The 17,969-nt window shown below is 40.5% G+C and carries 14 protein-coding genes; 6 read left to right on the top strand and 8 right to left on the bottom strand.

Going from position 1 to position 17,969, the window contains the following annotated elements; translation table 11 throughout:
• Positions 1-150 precede the first annotated feature (150 nt).
• Complete coding sequence (locus NOS7524_RS28100; RefSeq protein WP_015136672.1) at positions 151-354, top strand: hypothetical protein; 204 nt, start codon at positions 151-153, stop codon at positions 352-354.
• Between the two features lie 132 nt (positions 355-486).
• Here NOS7524_RS28100 and NOS7524_RS01430 read toward each other — a convergent pair whose 3' ends face one another.
• From NOS7524_RS01430 to NOS7524_RS01420, 3 genes are all read right to left on the bottom strand, one after another.
• On the bottom strand, positions 487-924 hold the full coding sequence (locus NOS7524_RS01430; RefSeq protein WP_015136671.1) for a DUF6918 family protein: 438 nt from the start codon (positions 922-924) through the stop codon (positions 487-489).
• A 226-nt stretch (positions 925-1,150) separates the two neighbouring features.
• Positions 1,151-1,780 carry a hypothetical protein gene (locus NOS7524_RS01425; protein ID WP_015136670.1) on the bottom strand — a complete coding sequence of 210 codons (630 nt, stop codon included), beginning with the start codon at positions 1,778-1,780 and terminating at the stop codon, positions 1,151-1,153.
• Positions 1,781-2,217: 437 nt separating this feature from the next.
• Entirely contained in the window at positions 2,218-3,327 is a 1,110-nt protein-coding gene (locus NOS7524_RS01420) for a D-alanine--D-alanine ligase family protein (RefSeq protein ID WP_015136669.1), read from the bottom strand.
• 505 nt (positions 3,328-3,832) lie between these two features.
• Between NOS7524_RS01420 and NOS7524_RS01415 the strand changes: the two genes are divergently transcribed.
• From NOS7524_RS01415 to NOS7524_RS01395, 5 genes are all read left to right on the top strand, one after another.
• Positions 3,833-4,303: a tetratricopeptide repeat protein gene (locus tag NOS7524_RS01415; protein ID WP_015136668.1), complete on the top strand. Its 471-nt coding sequence runs from the start codon at positions 3,833-3,835 to the stop codon at positions 4,301-4,303.
• Between the two features lie 52 nt (positions 4,304-4,355).
• Positions 4,356-5,438: an ABC transporter substrate-binding protein gene (locus NOS7524_RS01410; protein WP_015136667.1), complete on the top strand. Its 1,083-nt coding sequence runs from the start codon at positions 4,356-4,358 to the stop codon at positions 5,436-5,438.
• 6 nt (positions 5,439-5,444) lie between these two features.
• Positions 5,445-6,200, top strand: coding sequence for an ABC transporter ATP-binding protein (locus NOS7524_RS01405; protein WP_144050827.1), 756 nt, complete (start codon positions 5,445-5,447; stop codon positions 6,198-6,200).
• 95 nt (positions 6,201-6,295) lie between these two features.
• On the top strand, positions 6,296-7,129 hold the full coding sequence (locus NOS7524_RS01400; RefSeq protein ID WP_015136665.1) for an ABC transporter permease: 834 nt from the start codon (positions 6,296-6,298) through the stop codon (positions 7,127-7,129).
• Positions 7,130-7,231: 102 nt separating this feature from the next.
• Positions 7,232-8,575: an FAD-binding oxidoreductase gene (locus NOS7524_RS01395; protein WP_015136664.1), complete on the top strand. Its 1,344-nt coding sequence runs from the start codon at positions 7,232-7,234 to the stop codon at positions 8,573-8,575.
• A gap of 65 nt (positions 8,576-8,640) precedes the next feature.
• Here NOS7524_RS01395 and NOS7524_RS01390 read toward each other — a convergent pair whose 3' ends face one another.
• From NOS7524_RS01390 to NOS7524_RS01370, 5 genes are all read right to left on the bottom strand, one after another.
• The gene (locus tag NOS7524_RS01390) at positions 8,641-10,512 is read right to left on the bottom strand and encodes a hypothetical protein (protein ID WP_015136663.1); all 1,872 of its coding nucleotides are present in this window, start codon (positions 10,510-10,512) and stop codon (positions 8,641-8,643) included.
• A 41-nt stretch (positions 10,513-10,553) separates the two neighbouring features.
• A complete protein-coding gene (locus tag NOS7524_RS01385) occupies positions 10,554-10,862 on the bottom strand; it encodes a phosphopantetheine-binding protein (protein ID WP_015136662.1) in 309 nt (102 codons plus the stop codon).
• Between the two features lie 65 nt (positions 10,863-10,927).
• Positions 10,928-12,292, bottom strand: a complete 1,365-nt coding sequence (locus NOS7524_RS01380) for a phthiocerol/phthiodiolone dimycocerosyl transferase family protein (protein ID WP_015136661.1) — start codon at positions 12,290-12,292, stop codon at positions 10,928-10,930.
• Positions 12,293-12,532: 240 nt separating this feature from the next.
• The gene (locus NOS7524_RS01375; RefSeq protein ID WP_051039218.1) at positions 12,533-14,149 is read right to left on the bottom strand and encodes a PfaD family polyunsaturated fatty acid/polyketide biosynthesis protein; all 1,617 of its coding nucleotides are present in this window, start codon (positions 14,147-14,149) and stop codon (positions 12,533-12,535) included.
• Positions 14,150-14,628: 479 nt separating this feature from the next.
• Complete coding sequence (locus tag NOS7524_RS01370) at positions 14,629-17,937, bottom strand: PfaB family protein (protein ID WP_015136659.1); 3,309 nt, start codon at positions 17,935-17,937, stop codon at positions 14,629-14,631.
• Between the last annotated feature and the right edge of the window lie 32 nt (positions 17,938-17,969).

Below are 17,969 nucleotides of genomic sequence, written 5' to 3'. Positions count from 1 at the left end.
TATGAAGTAAGTGTTGAAAAATTTACCCAAGGAAATCTAGGATACAGCAAATGTATGGAAAATAGGTAGTGTTTTCTTCAGAAATTTTATAAATTGAAGATAAAGAATTACAACAAAGCTACGTCTGCTTGATTTCAAACGGCTGGGGAGATGAGCCAAGGAGTGTTTGCTACCATGCTATGTCAGACTATGTGCCATGACTGTGCTTTTCATATCAAGGTGCAAGAAGTAACAGAGTGTATTCACCCTGACGAAATGGGGGTGAACTGTTCTACTGTCATTTTTTGTAATTCATTCCAACCAGCACAGCCAGTTGATAGTCCTTGTGTGTCCTTCGGCAATGAAGAAGAATAAAAGCGTTTTCCAGTAGAGACGTTCCCTGGAACGTCTCTACATTTTTTTCACCAGATATCTATAGAGGAATTGGGGAAGTAGGTGATTTCCTATCTCTATCTGTTAGGTTCTACTGTGCTTGTTCTTTCTCAATTAAGCTTTTGTATATTTATCAATTACTTGAGCTAAGTCTGGTACAGCTTCCTCTACGTGTTGTTTAGCTGAACCACGCAGTTTTTCATATGTCCCACGTACGATCGCCCGCTTGGTATTCTTAACCCGCTCATCGGTAATACTCAGCAGTGCGTCTGCTGTACGAGAACGATTGGCAGCTAAATGTCCTACAGGATCGCCATTTTTGATGCCCTCACTCCAAATGGGATCAATGGCAGTGAAGCATGATGGTAACAATTGCTCAACAACATAGGGAATATACCCTGGTTTGACTCCTTTCAAGGCGGCGAAGGCTGCTTTTAGAGCCATTCCACTGAGTCCTGACTTGGCAGCCAGCTGATTGTCGATCATAGTGCAGCAGTCATCTACAACCATTGCCCTTTTGTGAGAGTCTACGAGTCCGTCGCTAAGTGCCATTTCACTCCTCCTTAATTTCACAGTGCCTGATGTTTATTCAATCAGTTTTCCTTGCAAGCAGGAAATTACAGAAAATAGTATCAGAGCGATCGCCAGAATTCAGAATTTAGGAATGAAAATAGCGTAGCAGGGCATTGAACAGCGTGGTGAGTTAGTAGGATGCGTCAGACTGACGCACCCTACTTATTGGCGTTGAAATTCGTTTCCTGAGAAGTGCCTTCTGCAATCACCGTAAAAAGGTAGACAAAGAATTATGTCTACGCAAATCCATTAAGTCTGCCAAAGATTCTTTGTTGTTATCTAAGGGATATTTTTGTTCTTTTGGCAGAATTGTCACCAAAGGTTTGTTTATAGATTGCTTTGACACCATCGGCTTCAAAGGTGGCACTGGTGCAAATACTGGTTGATGGTTGAGAGTTTGCGATCCTACTTTTTGATGACGGGTTGGTTGCCATGAACCTCTAGAAGCAGAGACGTGTTTCCTTTGCACTTTTTGACGCTTGGTTGGCGAATTAACTAAACGCAGAATTACCCAACAACCACTGCCACAACTGAGAGCGATCGCTACTACCATCCATAAAGGTAGAGGATTGCTTCCTTCAGGGGTGGTTGCAATTGGTGCTTCCACTACAGCCGGAATTGGTTCCGAGTCGAACTGTTCCACATCACCAACATGAGTTAGGTTGTACAGGGCAAGGGCAGCCGTTCCCAAAAATGTTGTGAATAACCCGGTTAATAACAGCCAAGGATGACGTGTCAGCAGATAAACGAAAATATTTGAGTTACTTTTTTTCGGCTCTGCTGTGGGTCTTTTTACCTGGGTTAGCTCATGCTTTATGCTTTGACTGTTTTCCATGATCCCTTACAGATTATTTCCCCTCTAGTCCATAGATTGTACTAAAGGGGTGAGCTATCAGGTATCCGTAGGTGATTTGCAGATGCTAGTAGCTTTTTTGTGGTACATAAGCTACAGAATTTGATTTTTTGTCTCAAATTGCTGTTTTATAGAAGGGGAGAGGGGAGAGGGGAGAGGTGACAGGTGACAGGTGACAGGTGACAGGTGACAGGTGAGCCACTGCGGTGGACGGGTTCCCCGGCATATAGCAAGTGGTGAACCCCTTTAGGGGTGACAGGTTTAAAAGCCTCTGATGGTAATGGTTATATGATTTCCTGATGTCCTAATCTCATTGGCTACAGCTATATGAGGCAGAGGGCAGGGGAGGTAGGGGAGGCAGGGGAGGTAGGGGAGAATTTTTACCCAGTCCCCAATCCCCAATCCCCAGTCCCCAATCCCTATTGAGTTACATTATGTCTTTCTAAGGCAAGTTGAATCAATCTATCTACCAATTCTGGGAAAGGGATACCGCTATGAGACCAGAGTTGGGGATACATACTGGTAGCGGTGAAGCCTGGTAAGGTGTTGATCTCATTAATCAAAACTTCTCCTGTGGCTTCTACGTAGAAAAAGTCTACTCTGGCTAACCCGGCTGCGTCAACAGCTGCAAAGGCTTGCAACGCCATGTCCTGAATTTTACGGCTGATTTCGTCTGGGATCATGGCTGGAATCAGTAAATCTGCTTTACCGGGAGTATATTTGGTTTCATAATCATAAAAATCGCTGTTGTATGTAATCTCCCCTACGATAGAGGCTTGGGGTTGGTCATTACCTAAAACGGCACACTCGACTTCTCTGGCAACAACACCAGCCTCTACAATAATCCGACGGTCATAACTGGCGGCTTGATCTAAAGCATCTTCTAATTCTTGCCGCGATCGCGCTTTGCTAATTCCCACAGAAGAGCCAAGGTTAGCAGGTTTAATAAAACAGGGATAGCCTAATGCGGCCTCGATTTCATCGCACAATTTCGGAAATACGCAAGGATTTGACCATACTTGCGCTCTCGTTATAACTTTGTACTTGACTTGGGGTATGCCTGCTTGCTCAAAGGCCATTTTCATGGCTATCTTATCCATCCCCAAGGCAGAACCTAAGACACCAGAACCCACAAATGGCACTTGCATTAAGGTGAGTAAGCCTTGAATTGTGCCGTCTTCTCCATTAGGGCCATGCAGAATGGGAAACCAGACATCGACTTGTGCAACTTGGGAGGGTGATTGCCAACGTTCTAGGGCTTGTTGTTGGGGGTTAGATGCCAAATCATCAGACTCTGGAGATGTGGAGTTTTGCGAGTTTAACAGAGGTAAACCAGATTTAAGCACCTGTTGGGGTGCTTCTCCTGCTAACCATCGCCCATCCTTTTGAATGTAAAAAGGCAATATTTCATATTTATGGGAATTTTCCTCGGCACTTAGGGCTGTAGCGATCGCCCGTGCTGAACTTATTGAAACTTCATGTTCCCCAGAACAACCACCAAATAGCAGTCCTACCCGCAGTTTAGTCATTTTTTAGTACCTTTACACTCCTGACGCAGATAGCGTATCACACCCTGTCACGGTTGCTGTATTTTTTAGGGACTGGGGATTGGGGACTGGGGATTGGGGATTGGGGATTGGGGATTGGAAAGAACTTATTGATATTCCCCCTTGTCTACCTTGTCTACCCAGCCTCCTCTACTTCATGCCGAGAACCACTGTTTTGCTTTGGCATAATTACGAGTTTTTATGATGTTTTTATGAACTATTAATTACTGAGCATTTGTCATCTGCCCACAGTTAGTTGTTGTTTTTGAGACTGTGGTATTTCCATCATCCATAATGGATGAGTTTATCTACTTAAGTACGGATTAATAGTATCCCTGAATACAGTAAATTCTCAATTAACTGCTGAATTGCCAATTTTGTCTACAGAATTTTTACCAGGAATTTAAAAATCGATTAAACATTTTTGAGAGAAACTTGATACCTTGATACAAGGAGACAATTACTGAAATTCGCTAATCAAAAATTCATGGATTCTTTATTAATCAACACCTTACTTGAAGATTTGAAAAATCCTGATGCTTTAGTCCGGGAGCAAGCAACAAAGAAACTCTGGCGGATTTGGTTTCAGCAAAAGGGAGTGTACGGACTGGAAAAAATTGACAAAAGCCAAAAATTGCTGGATTCTGGAGAAACTACTGAAGCCGAAGCAATTTTGACAGAATTAATCAAAGAACAACCTGATTTTGCTGAGGCTTGGAATCGCCGTGCTTTTCTCTACTACAGTATCGGCGAGTATCAGAAATCTTTAGCCGATTGCCAGATGGTGATTCAAATTAACTCAGTACATTTTGGGGCGTTACATGGTATGGGTTTGTGTTACGCCGCTTTAGGAAAGTATAGTAAAGCTATCAAGGCTTTTAAACGGGCTTTAGATATTCAACCCTACTCTTTAGTCAATCAAAAATTGATTTTAGAATGTACATTCAGACTCAGCTAAAACAGCATAGAGTTGTGATTGCTGACCTCATAGGAGGACATTCTATTATTCTATGAATCCTGTCCCATCTGCATCAACAGCTAATCCTCGCCTGCATCGCCGTCGGTTTATTCAATATGGTGCAATTTGTATAAGTAGCAGTGTGGTTGCTGCTTGTGTCAATAGCAACCAAGCATCTACCTCTAACTCTGGGTTAGATAAAGTCACCTTGGGATCAAACTGGTTAGCCCAAGCAGAACACGGAGGATTTTATCAAGCCATTGCTACGGGTATTTATCAAGACCACGGCTTAGATGTAACTATTAAAATGGGCGGGCCACAAGTACCGAGTGGTACACAACTGTTGATAGGCGGCGCGGTAGATTTTTTTATGGGTTATGGCATTGATGCCCTCAACGCCGTAGCACAAGGAATCCCCAAAGTTACAGTAGCAGCTATCTTTCAAAAAGATCCGCAGTGTCTCATCACCCATCCCAACACAGCAAAAACTCTTGCCGATCTCAAAGGCAAACCGATTTATATTTCTGCGGCTGCGAATGTGACTTATTGGCCGATATTAAAAGCTAAGTATGGTTTTACAGACGAACAAAAGCGCCCTTACAATTTTAATCCTGCTCCTTTTTTGACAGATAAAACCTCTGCCCAACAAGGTTATATTACCTCTGAACCCTTTGCTATAAAAAAGCAAGGCGGGTTTGAGCCGACAGTATTTTTATTAGCAGATTATGGTTATTCACCTTATGCGACTACTTTGGAAACTCAGAAAGAATTAGTAGAAAAAAATCCAGATTTAGTACAGAGATTTGTTGATGCCTCCATTCGGGGTTGGTACAGTTACTTAGAAAATCCCCAACCGGGTAATCAACTAATTAAACAAGATAATCCCGAAATGACAGACGAGCAATTAGCTTATGGTCTAGCAAAACTCAAGGAATATGGGATCATTGTCTCAGGAACAGCCGAAAAGCAGGGTATTGGTTCCATGAGTCAGGAAAGATGGCGATCGCTCTTTGATAGCATGGTGAATGTCGGGCTGTATCAACCTCACCTCAACTATCAAGATGCTTACACCTTACAATTTGTCAATAAAGGGGTAGAGTATTATCGAAAAAAGGCTGTAGGGGTGCAGGGGTAGAGGGGTATGATGGATCATCCTGCTATTCAACTCACTCAGGTAAGCAAAGTCTACAATAACGGTACAGTTGCCCTTCAAGACTTAAATTTAAGTATTCCACAATCGCAATTTGTCAGTTTAGTGGGGGCTTCAGGTTGTGGTAAAAGTACAGTTTTGCGGTTAATAGCGGGACTAGGACACGCCAGTTCAGGGACTATTGATTGGGGAATCACCGCCGCACAACGCAAACTCGCCTTTGTATTTCAAGATGCTGCCCTCATGCCTTGGGCAACGGTGACAGATAATGTCTATCTACCATTAAAGTTAGGGGGAATGTCGCCGCATAATTCCCAAACTTTGGTACAGCAGGTATTAAAACTGGTAGGTTTGGAAAACTTTGAGAGTAGCTATCCTCGTGAGTTATCCGGGGGAATGAAAATGCGCGTCTCCATTGCTAGGGCATTGGTGACTCAACCGAATATTTTATTAATGGATGAACCCTTTGGGGCATTAGACGAAATTACCCGTAGTAAACTCAACAGCGATTTACTAGATTTGTGGCTACAACATCATTGGACAGTGGTGTTTGTCACCCATAATATTTATGAAGCGGTGTACTTATCAAATCGGGTGTTAGTTATGGGAACCAATCCCGGACGAGTAGTAGCAGATATCAATATTGATGTCCCTTATCCTCGCGATGAAGATTTTCGTACCTCGTCTTTATATAACGAATATTGTCGGCAGGTTTCACAGCATTTAGCAGCAGCGATGAGATTCTAATACCGAGTTGCAGTCAAAGATAGTAACTTGGGCAGGGAGTGGGGAGTAGGGAGTAAGAATATTATGTATAGACAGCCAAATAAACGCTAATAACAATGAAGATGTTGTTTATTCGTTCTCCTGATTCCAAAAAGAAATATCAAAAATCCACCTCTGCCGAGGTTTCTGCCCCGATATTAGTAGGTATTTTCGCAATAATTTTGTGGGATGTATTTGTGCGGGTGACACAATTACCACCCTATATTTTGCCTAGTCCCCTATTAGTATTTCAAACCTTAATTACTGACTGGAACGAACTGTTTCCTTCCTTGTTAATTACACTACAAATTACAGTGATTGCCTTTATAGCGGCGGCGATTTCCGGCTTACTTACCGCCATTTTGTTTACTCAAAGTAAATGGATTGAGCGCAGTTTATTTCCCTATGCAGTCATTTTACAAACAACACCGATAGTAGCGATCGCACCCCTCATTATTCTTTGGCTGAAAAACAATACCTTTGCTGCCCTAGTAGTTTGCGCTTGGATAGTCGCCTTTTTTCCCATAGTCTCGAACACTACCCTAGGCTTAAAAAGTGTAGACAGGAACTTACTCAATCTTTTCCAACTATACAAAGCTTCCCGTTGGCAAACATTAATCTATCTTCGTTTACCTAGTGCCATGCCCTACTTTCTAGGAGGGTTAAAAATTAGCGGTGGTTTAGCATTAATTGGGGCAGTCGTCGCGGAGTTTGTTGCTGGTACCGGGGGCGCAAAATCTGGCATAGCTTACCGCATACTCATCTCCAGTTATAATCTGCAAATACCCCGGATGTTTGCCGCCCTATTACTCACCACAGGTTTAGGTGTACTAATCTTCGTTAGCTTGAGTGCCTTATCTGACTTTATATTAAGTAAATGGCATGATAGCGCCATTCACCATGAAAACTAAACGCCAAGGTACGCTGAGGTAAACGCAAAGTAACGCAAAAACTCCGCGTACCTCCGCGTGAACCTCTGCGTAACTCTGCGTTAAAAAATGGATATTAAACCCATGACAATATCAAACTTAAATACCCTCATTAACTCCCTAGCAGATATAGAAACTATTACCGATCCCCATCAAGTCGCAAAGTTATCCCAAGATTACCACACCTTTAGCCCAGTCCTAGTTCCACTGCTAGCTGGCAAAGTCGGGGATATCGTCATACGTCCCGCCAACGAACAAGAAGTCATCAAAGTCGCCGCCCTCTGTGCTAAACACCGCATACCTATCACTGTCAGGGGTGCGGGAACCGGGAATTATGGGCAATGCGTACCCATGCACGGCGGCGTAGTTTTAGATATGACCAAAATGCAAGATATTCTCTGGGTAAAGCCGGGGGTAGCACGGGTAGCAGCTGGGGTGAAATTGGCAGCCTTAGATAAAAAAGCGCGAGATATCGGTTGGGAAATGCGGATGGCTCCTTCTACCTATCGTACAGCTACTATTGCCGGGTTTGTGGCTGGAGGGAGCGGGGGTATTGGTTCAATTCAGTATGGATTATTAGGCGATCGCGGTAATCTATTAGCATTGCGAGTTGTCACCTTAGAATCAGAACCCCGTGTCATTGAGTTGCGCGGTGACGATGTACAAAAAGTCAACCACGCCTGGGGTATTAACGGCATCATTACAGAAGTCGAAATCCCCTTGGGAGCCGCACATCCTTGGGCAGAAGTCATTATCACCTTTGACGACTTCATCACAGCCACCAAATTTGGGCAGAGTCTCGGTAACGCCGATGGCATGATGAAAAAGCTAATTAGCGTCTTTGCGTCCCCCATTCCCCAATACTTCCACCCCCTACAGCCATATATCCCGGAAGGTACTCACCCAGCATTTTTACTCTTGGCTGAACCCAGCTTAGAATTATTACCAGGGTTAGTGCAGCAATTTGGTGGACAAATTACCTACCAAAAACCAGCCCAAGAAGCAGGTAAAGGGATAAATTTAGCAGAATTTACTTGGAACCACACCACCTTACACGCTCGCAGTGTAGACACATCTATTACATACCTGCAAAGTATTATTCCATCTGACAAAGGTTTGCCATTAGTGGAGCATTTGTATCATCACTTTGGTGATGAAGTTATGATGCACTTAGAATTTATCAGGATGAATGGTGTAGTAGTTACTGCTGCTTTGCAACTGGTACGCTACACCACAGAAGAACGCCTCAATGAGATTATCCGCTACCACGAAGAGCAGGGTGTGTTTATTGCTAATCCTCACACTTATATTATTGAAGATGGAGGCAGGAAAGTTATTGATCCTGAACAGCTAAAATTTAAGGAAATGGTTGATCCCTATGGTTTAATGAACCCTGGTAAAAGTAAGCTCAGTGCTGAGTTGAGTTAGCGGAGCGGGGCGTGAGGTGCGTACCGAGTAAAATCCTACTTCCCAGCCCCCTAATTCAGCTGAATTTAAACTTCACTAGAGTTGACTTTCAAAGAAGCAAAATGTTTTCCGCCTAGCTCAATTTGGCCTTCTGCACATCCAGCTTTTAATCTAGCAACTAAATACTCCATATCACTGGCTATGAAATTTGTACCATGATCTGGTTCTACTAATCCAACTAAATCTATAGTTTCCTTGGAATTTTTAGCTAAACTAGAAATACCTAAAAAGTTAAACACCCCAGATTCATAAGTGCCACAAGGTACAGAAGGATTATTGACTCCAACGCAGTATTCATTTTTTTCAAACCAATCAAATGCAGGGTAGCCGTGGAAATGAACCATTGGCGCACCATTTTTAATCAATTCTGGTGTATACAACGCAGCCGCTAAACTAATAGCAAGCATCACATAAATATCATAAGAAGGTTTAATGTCTACCATTTCTGCTTCAATACCTTCTGGTAATTCTAGCAATAACCTCTCTTGCAAACCAATGCGGATAATATCACTGGTAAGATTTAAATCGGTTTTATTGGCACCTGAACGAGAACTTACCAACCAAATATCAGGAATTTGCTTAAATAAATATTCATCGCCAACCTTGATTTTGAGATAACGTCTATTTTGCCCATTCTTACGGATTTCATCACTACTAAATCCCTCAATCGGTGACAGGTTTTCCCATTCAGTAGCAGTGATTTCTACAGCGCCTATATATTGTGGCGGTTCAGCATAGGCGACAAATCCATAAGAAACGCCTGTTCTACCATTGACTATAACGTTGACAATATCTCTATGGGATTTTCGTTTAATTACGTCATCAAGTTTAAAACCAGATGGAAATAAACCTGTTGATGCTAGTTCTTGCCCCAACCTGACTAAATTTGCCGCGTAACTAGATTCTTGAGGATTGTACTGTCCTAATTGAAATCGGCTCAATAACAGAGGAGTAATTGGGACAAAAACTTTAGGGATTAATGATTTTAAGACAAAAGATTCTATATCTTTTTTTGAGAATATAGAGTCTGATAAATTCATGTTTAATATGGAAATCTTATCACTTGAAACTCCAATGACAATTTCTGAAAATGTCCTAACCAAAGTTTTTAAGCCAATATTTATCTTTTCCTTATATGAAATTTTAGGGTTAATAAATTCATGGTCTATATCAGTAAGAATTATTACTTGTGTATTGGTAGGATCTTCCACATATTTAGCGGCGTGTTCCTCAGCCCAACTGCTCAACTTGGCAATTTTCATCACAGGAAGATTGCGATTTTTTAAAACCACTTGAGAATAAAATTTATAAAAATTCTCTGCCACTAAAATACCCATCTTGCGTAGGCAAGAAGGAGGATTTTCTACATCAATAACTGCATTGACTTCTGCCTTAACTCCTCTCAATTTCAAACTTCTCTTTTGATTAATTACAGGGATAGATATGTCATAAATAAATTCTCGCGTTGCTTCTGCCCAAGGTAAAAGTTTAACTCCATAATTTCTGAGTATCTCCTCTAGTTCTTGCCGAAATTTTAAGACTTCTTGATTTCTATAATTACTAGGTAAGGGTTTAAATGTCATTATCAGCTTTTGAGCCATAAGTTTGGCATCAATAATTGGCGGCTGAAAATCTTCAATTGAGTTATCAATAAATCCTCCAATTAAACGTCCAATAGTTTGCAGGCTTAATCCTTGATTAAAGGATATAGATACAGAGTTTGTAGCAATATCCATTTCCCGGACAAAAGCCAGAATCTCAGCTTTGTGGACAGCCAATTTTTCCTGAATGTCAGGTGTGATTACTCCTTTGGGGGAACGAATATTTAGTTTGTCGTTATCAACCCACAAATGAACACCCTGTTTATTGAGGTTTGCCACTAATTCTGATGCGTTCATAGTTACCAAATCTCCCAAATCTTGAAAATTATTTGCAGTAGTTAAATTTGAAAAGTTTCTGATTCTGAAGTTGCCAATTCTTCTGCTAAACGTTCCGCTAGTGATGCAATAGTGGGATAATGCCAAAGCAGCATAGGAGAAAGCTTAAATCCCAATAATTTTTCCGCTTTCTTTATCAGAATAATTGCCTGCACAGAATCCAATCCATAGGTATCTAAAGGCTCTCGAATATCTATTTCATCAGGCTCAATTCCCATCTGTGTGGCAATATTAGAGAGTAGCCACAGTTGAATTTCTTCTGCTGTGTGATGGGACTTATTAGTTGTATTATTGGGTGGATCTTGAGTCATTAATGTACCTCTGAAGTAAATAAATTGCCCTGAATATCTCAACCTTACTGATATGTGATTTTTAATTATTGTTTCACAGGGTAATAATCTCTTTGTGGAATATCATGCAAGCAAAAATCATGCTGACACTGAGAAATATTCAAAATATAGGTGATGAAAGTATTTACAAGAGCTTCCATAGTTTCTGGACTGATGGAAGGGCGAGAAAAGACAAAATTTAATAACATCTTCCCTTGGAAAGTTGAAGCATGGATAGTAAAAAGTCCTCCATATAAAGCATGAGTGCCAGCAAAACTAATTTCTTCCACTTCTAATTCTCCATAAACTTTGGGTATATTGACTTTACCAACATTGGAAACAGATACCGTAGCAGCTACTTGTTTAGGATAAATAAAGCAAAAGTCTATCAGGTATTTGGCAATCAATATCATTTTAAAAATATTACCTTGCTTGAGACTAGCCTCTAGCTTTTGTTTTACCTCTCGTGCTAATTGCCAAAAATTTGTGTTGGTATGTATGGCATGAAATCCCATATTTGATGTAGCCAACACAGCCATATTTTCATCACTAATTGCAGGGTTGATATGTCTTCTCACATCCAGGTAGGATAAGCAACTTAAACGCACAAATTTTTTATTATTTTTCAGTAGTTTTTGTGCGACTGTAAACATCATGGCAGCACATAAAGCACTATTCACTGTGGTATTTTCCTGCCGACAACGATTTACTAACTGTTGTGTTAATTCTGGCTCAAGTTGTCTGTGAATAACATCACTATAACGTTGTGCAATGGGTAAGTATTTTTCAAAACCTAATGTTTCTGGTCGATACCAAAGTTTCTGCCAAGCCAAATGCAACAAGAAAAATAAACTATTTATCTTCCCTTTTAATCCCTTTTTATCTTGAGGTATTAGTTCCTCTGTTGGTGGGAGAGGAGTTAAGTTAATCAATGGCTTGATTGCTTCACCAACCGAAATTTCCTGATAGTAAGTCAAGATTTCTGAGTGTAGTCGGATACATGATAACGCATCTGCGATCGCATGATGTGCTGTTGTGATCAAAAAACTTACGTGCCTATCACTTAAGATATGAACAAGTACCACCCGCAGTAAATATTTATTACTATCAATTTTATTGTTCATTTCTTCATAAAACACCTCTAGCCATTGCTTACTATCTAACTTTTTGACAACTCGTAAAGGTATTTTATCTGTACCTTCAGTCTGAAATTTCCAACCATTTCTGCTACTAACAATGTGCGAATTGAGTCGAGGATGGCGGCACTGAATAAGGTCTAGAGATTGTCTAATAACGTCTTCATTAACAGACCCATTAATCCGACTAATCGTTACTACATTCCAAGTAGTAGCACGAGTATTTAAAATTTCCATAGCTTGCTCAAGCCGACCTAAATTCCTGTCGAAACTCATATTAATTTAGCTCCTAGAAAATTAAGAGTGATTAGGAGTCCGTTGATGTTAAAAAGGGAGTGGTGAGTGAGGTATAGCAGAAGGCAATAGGCAATAATCAAATCAATGCTATGAATTAGTTTGAGCTTTTAATCATGTCCTCATCTCTACAGCTATCAGGCTGGAGGGGAAAAACTTTTTGATATTTGGTTGTGGGTTTTTCCCGTGATTAGTTTGAAGAATAAGTCAGAATATTCTCAGTTAATTAAATTTCATCATAGGAGAATATTGACTGTATTCATTTGGCATTTGTAGCCCTTGAAATTTTAGACTTTGAATGCGGTATAAAAAAGCAGCCCCTGTCATCATGTGGTGAGCAACATCAACTACTTGGCGATTATTTGGTGCTTCTAAATATGAACCTCTTACCCAATCATTAAAACTACCCATCGCTGGCCCACACCAGATTTGATAATCCATTTCTCGGCCTTTTTCCCCAGAATTAGACCAACGAGATGATAAACCAAGATACCAACGAAAAATCAAAGCCATCTGCAATTTAGGTTTATTGATTGCTTGGGCAAGTTTCACAGGATTACGTTGGGAAAGATAAGCTACTGTCTCTTGCCAAACCGCTTCTAAACTCTTTTGAAAAACTTGTTTTTCTAATTTCTCTCTCTCAGCTAAGGGAATTTCTGCAATTGATTCATAGCTTTTGTATAAATCAAACAGTTTTTGTGCGCGTAAAGGAAAGAAAGTTCCTCTTTTGAGAACTTGAACTTTCACACCCATTTCAAACATATCTGCGGCGGGAGCCATCATTACATCAGCCATTTCCGCCTGAGCTAACAATTGCTTAGTATGTTCAGAAGTACCAGCTTCTATGCAAGATTGGTTAATAGAACCAGTCACAATATAAGCAGCCCCCATCATAAAAGCTGCTAGTGCTGATTGTGGCGTTGCTATACCTCCAGCTGCACCAATTCTGACAGGTTGCTCATAACCATATTTGCTTTGAATATAATCTCTTAATTCCAAGATGGAAGATAATAAACACACCAGAGGACGATTATCTGTATGTCCACCAGAATCGGCTTCAACAGTGATATCATCAGCCATTGGGACTTTTTCGGCGAGATTGGCTTGTAATTCACTAATTAGACCTTGCTCTACTAATTGTTTCAGAATTTTTGTTGGAGCAGGTTGTAAAAATTTAGTTGCTACTTCTCTTCTGGAAATTTTGGCAATAACTTTATTATTGATGACAATTTGATTGGCTGAATTTAAACTTAGTCCAGCTGCCCGGTAATAGACAATATTTTCAGTTAAATCTAAAAAAGCAGAGGCTTCTATTGTTCTTACCTGATGTTTGAGATACAAATCAACAACTCTGCGTTCAATAGCCGGTTCACTAGGACTATGAAGTAAGTTAAAAGCGTAAGGCCCTTGGGGTAGAGCTTGTTGAATGCGGTTAATAGCAGACTCGACACGAGCAGGAGACAATCCACCAGCGCCAAAGGAACTCAAAATACTTTCTTTGCCAAGAGCAATCACCAGTTCTTCTGAAGCAATCCCATGAGCCATTGCACCAGCAGCATAGGCATACTTCACATTGTGAAAATTCAAGAAATTTGGATCACCTAACTGTTGACTGGTTAAAGGTGGAACAGCTAATAGCAGTTCTATTTCCTCGCTTTTACCATTATTGGAATGACTCCAATAACCTTCATTAGTAACTCCTATCTTCCCTTCAATTCTAATAATATAGCATGGTTTATGTAAATTTAAGAGCTTTGTTTTGATGCCTGTATCATCAAAAGCTAAAGTATCTAAATTACCTTGCCAAACTTGATTTTTACTATCAAATGATTTGGGTATTTTTAAACGGTTATAATACTGTTTTGTGGAATTATTTGAGATAATCACTTTTTTAGACCTCTCATAGTTTTCGGTGGAAATTTGTCAATAATAGGCTCAGGATTGCTGTGTGTTTAGGGAACAATACTGTTCAGTTAAGGTTTTGATCCCCCCTAGCCCCCCTTCAAAAGGGGGGAATCATAATCTTGAAGTCCCCCTTTTGAAGCGATGCCCTGAGCTTGTTGAAGGGGAGATTTAGGGGGATCTCCAATGTTTGAATTTCACTCACTGAATCGTATTAAGTTAGGGAACACAAAAAAATAAATTATCCCAAATTGACTGTTCATAGGGTGCATCAATCAGATAAGCCTTTGACATACCGAGAAATTATTCGTACTGACGCACACTACATATTGGATATTTTTTTATTGCGTAAAGCCTACGGCATAGCTGCGCTTAGAGTGGAGCGGGGCGTTAGTCCATTGCGAATTGGTTTTATCTTAGTTACTTAATTGTTTTACCTCTAATTCCAACAACTTTTGTGATAAAGCTAGCTGTTGCTGAACAATATTGCTAATTTGTTGGAGAGATTCTTGTCGATTATGCAAAAAAGTAGCATGGGCTTTAGTCATGCTCTCAACGTTCTCTTTAAGTTTTTGATAGTAAGGACTGCGTAAATTGGGTAAGGATTTTTTATCATCAAAGTTGTGTGTATTCCAACCATAATTCACAGAATGTATATCATCTTCTCCTACTGTTTGGAGAAAATCATTTGGTTGTGTATGATCATCCTGTTCAAAATCACGCTCATATACCAATAAACCAAGAGATTGACTACTATTTTGGACATGACTTTGGTCTTGTATATCTTCAGCAGCCAAGTTAAGTGTTAAGTTGGTTTGTAAAGTGTTCATAGTATTTTGACCTACAGCAAAATTCACTTGTTCAGTATTTTTGGATATCAGTAGTTCCTGCTGCTGTTGAGGAGCAGCATTCATCAGCAAGTTAGAAAATTTATGTTCAGTGATTGGCTGATTTTTTGACTCTAAGAACGTGTTACCAGCTTTGCTATCATCTAAATTTATAGGTAGCTGGCATTGATCATAAATCACTTGCGAAAGACCATATAGTGGCGATAAATCTAGACTCACCCGATGGCTAAATAGCTTTGCCAAGGCTCTGAGAATAGAAGTATGAAAGTCCATACCTCTTCTATGGAGAGAAACTGCAAGGTGTGCTTTTTGCTTGAGAGTTTCACCAATCCATCTGGAACAGTTGCTACCAATACCTACTTCCATAAATATTTGGCAGCCATCATTGTAGACGCGGTTAATTAGCTTGGGAAAGTCTAGTTGTTGACATAAAGTTTTAGCAAGGTTGTGACCAATAGACTGGCTATTAAGAGTAATAGGTGCGTATTCTGCGGCGGAATAAAAAATTGTATTTGGTACATTTTGAACAGGTAAAGAGTTCATTTTAACGAGTTCATTGTACTCAGAGTGCATTGGCTCGCAATGGATCACATGATTGATAGGGGCTTCTTGAGCATGACAATTTAGGGCTTTAATTACTCTTTGACAAGCTTCTGTCTCACCTGCAATCACAGCCTCTTCTGGTGTATTAATTAAAGTCAAATAAACACGTTTTTCCTGTTGAATAGCTTCTTGAATACGTGATATTGGACATAAAACTACATAGTTACTCCAAAATGTTTTGTCTTGGTAATCATCTGGCATCAAGGGCAAATCCCAATGTTCACGCACCGCATTTTTGGGGCCAGATAGCCGAGTTTTAAAGAGAGAAGATGTATTTATACCCTGACTACTTTGGTTAAATTCATTCCAGATACCTTGAGCAAACATCATGCTATTTTCGCCTAGACTATAGCCAAAGACACTCTGAGGTTGCAGTTGGAAATAATTCCTCAGAATACCTGTCAGTAATCCGGCGATCGCAATTTCAAATTCCAGCATAGTGACTGGATCATCTATCAACTGCCGTTCCAGCACTTCCAGTTGCTTTTTAGAAAGTTTTGGCAAACTTCTGGGATAGATAAGTTTTTCTATATTAGCGACACGATTGTAAACGCTCTTAATTACCAGATCATCATAAATTTCAGGAAATAAACGGAACAGATCACGAGCTAATCCTATGTAAGAACTGAAGGAACCAGGGTAAACAAAACTGACTTGACTTTGTTCACCTAATGGTTTGGGACTAAAGTAACTACCTACAGGAGTTTGCCAGTCTTTACCCGTCTCAAAGGCAGTCGCAACACCCTGAATTGCCCGTTGAATTTCTCGTGTTAATTCCTGTTTATTCCGTCCGAGAATGGCTAGGGCATAAGTTGACTGCTGACGCTGTTGATAAGCTATAAAAGTGAGGCGCGCAGCATCTGATAACGAAGAGCAATCTTCGATAGTTTGCTCCAGAGTATGGATTTGCTCTAATAGAGTAGCTCGATCATCAGCCGCGATCGCAAACATATAATAAGGCATTTGCTCTAAATATCTGCTGCTGTAATTTGTCTGACTCACTTCCTCTGACAAAATTACATGGGCATAACTGCCATCTATCTCGATACCGTTAATAGCGGCTGTTCTTCTGGTATCTTCTGTTTCTAAAAACCAGGGTTTTGATTCAGTAGCCACATAAAAAGGGCTACCCTGCCACACCTCTGGCATTTTGGGACTAGACCACTGGGGAACTGCGGGAATGTAGCGGTGATAAAGACACAGTGCTGTTTTCATCAGACTGACTATTCCCGATGCACCATAGGTATGACCAATATTGGCTTTCACGCTGCCAATGGCACAACTGAGACTGAGTTCACCAGTCTGATAAGCCTGGAGCAAACCCTGAATTTCTGACTCATCTTGCTGAGGAATGCCACTCCCCACAACTTCCAAATAGTTGATATCTGTGGGTTGGATATTTGCTAGACGAAACGCCTGTTGACAAGCTTGTGTTACCGCTTCCCCATTTGGGATAGGAGGAATTGAGTAAATTTTAGACTTGGCATCTTCTATCAGGCTGAGAGCATCAATCACTGCATAGATGCGACTGTGATCTTGCTTTGCAGTTTCGTGGAGTTTTAACACCACAGCCGCCGCACCTTCACCTACCATCCAGCCATTGACATTTTGATCATAAGACAGAGTATTTACACCTGTATTGTGATTTTGATGTAAAACGCTAGAATTACCCTCAGCTAACTCCACCGCGCCCACCAAAACAGCATCTACTTCTTTCAGATGGAGTAATTTCTGGGCAATTTCTAAAGCTTTGAAAACAGAATTTTGTTCAGCTGTGAGTGTGAATGTAGGGCCAGCAAAATTCCACAGTTTGGCAATCTGGTCAGCGATTTTATTTTCTAGATAAATTGGGTATGCGCTGCCTTTGGTAGTAGTTGTAAATTGACCTTGCGCCAGGTCTTTAGAAGTAGTGATGACTACTGCGATTCTGATTCCTTGAGGTAAATCTGCATCTTTTAGAGCCTGATCAGCTACCTTCAGCATCAACAGTTCGTGAAAATGAAAATTATCTACTTCCTCTGGTGGTATTTGCAATCCTAAAGTATCAATTTCACAATCTTGAATATACGCACCTAATGGTGGTGTGTTAATAGCAAGTTGATTTTCTTGGGGTAATTTATCTGGCGATTTGTCAGGAGGTACAGAAGTAAAATGTTGCCTTCCCTCATAAATACTGCGTTCAAAAGTATCCAAATCTTTGCAGTTCCCCCCCAAATAGCAATCCATACCCACAATTGCTATTTTAGGGATTTTATTCTGGGTAAAATCTTGCATCACCTAGCTCCTAATACTGGCGGTTAGCATCT

Source organism: Nostoc sp. PCC 7524, assembly GCF_000316645.1.
GTDB lineage: Bacteria > Cyanobacteriota > Cyanobacteriia > Cyanobacteriales > Nostocaceae > Trichormus.
The sequence above is the reverse complement of the archived record's forward strand: the minus strand, read 5'-3'. Positions and strand labels throughout refer to the sequence as shown.

Excerpts from the sequence above, each read along its gene's own strand:
- NOS7524_RS28100 (WP_015136672.1), top strand. The coding sequence starts at position 151 with ATGAGCCAAGGAGTGTTTGCTACCATGCTATGTCAGACTATGTGCCAT.
- NOS7524_RS01430 (WP_015136671.1), bottom strand. The coding sequence starts at position 924 with ATGGCACTTAGCGACGGACTCGTAGACTCTCACAAAAGGGCAATGGTT.
- NOS7524_RS01425 (WP_015136670.1), bottom strand. The coding sequence starts at position 1,780 with ATGGAAAACAGTCAAAGCATAAAGCATGAGCTAACCCAGGTAAAAAGA.
- NOS7524_RS01420 (WP_015136669.1), bottom strand. The coding sequence starts at position 3,327 with ATGACTAAACTGCGGGTAGGACTGCTATTTGGTGGTTGTTCTGGGGAA.
- NOS7524_RS01415 (WP_015136668.1), top strand. The coding sequence starts at position 3,833 with ATGGATTCTTTATTAATCAACACCTTACTTGAAGATTTGAAAAATCCT.
- NOS7524_RS01410 (WP_015136667.1), top strand. The coding sequence starts at position 4,356 with ATGAATCCTGTCCCATCTGCATCAACAGCTAATCCTCGCCTGCATCGC.
- NOS7524_RS01405 (WP_144050827.1), top strand. The coding sequence starts at position 5,445 with ATGATGGATCATCCTGCTATTCAACTCACTCAGGTAAGCAAAGTCTAC.
- NOS7524_RS01400 (WP_015136665.1), top strand. The coding sequence starts at position 6,296 with ATGAAGATGTTGTTTATTCGTTCTCCTGATTCCAAAAAGAAATATCAA.
- NOS7524_RS01395 (WP_015136664.1), top strand. The coding sequence starts at position 7,232 with ATGACAATATCAAACTTAAATACCCTCATTAACTCCCTAGCAGATATA.
- NOS7524_RS01390 (WP_015136663.1), bottom strand. The coding sequence starts at position 10,512 with ATGAACGCATCAGAATTAGTGGCAAACCTCAATAAACAGGGTGTTCAT.
- NOS7524_RS01385 (WP_015136662.1), bottom strand. The coding sequence starts at position 10,862 with ATGACTCAAGATCCACCCAATAATACAACTAATAAGTCCCATCACACA.
- NOS7524_RS01380 (WP_015136661.1), bottom strand. The coding sequence starts at position 12,292 with ATGAGTTTCGACAGGAATTTAGGTCGGCTTGAGCAAGCTATGGAAATT.
- NOS7524_RS01370 (WP_015136659.1), bottom strand. The coding sequence starts at position 17,937 with ATGCAAGATTTTACCCAGAATAAAATCCCTAAAATAGCAATTGTGGGT.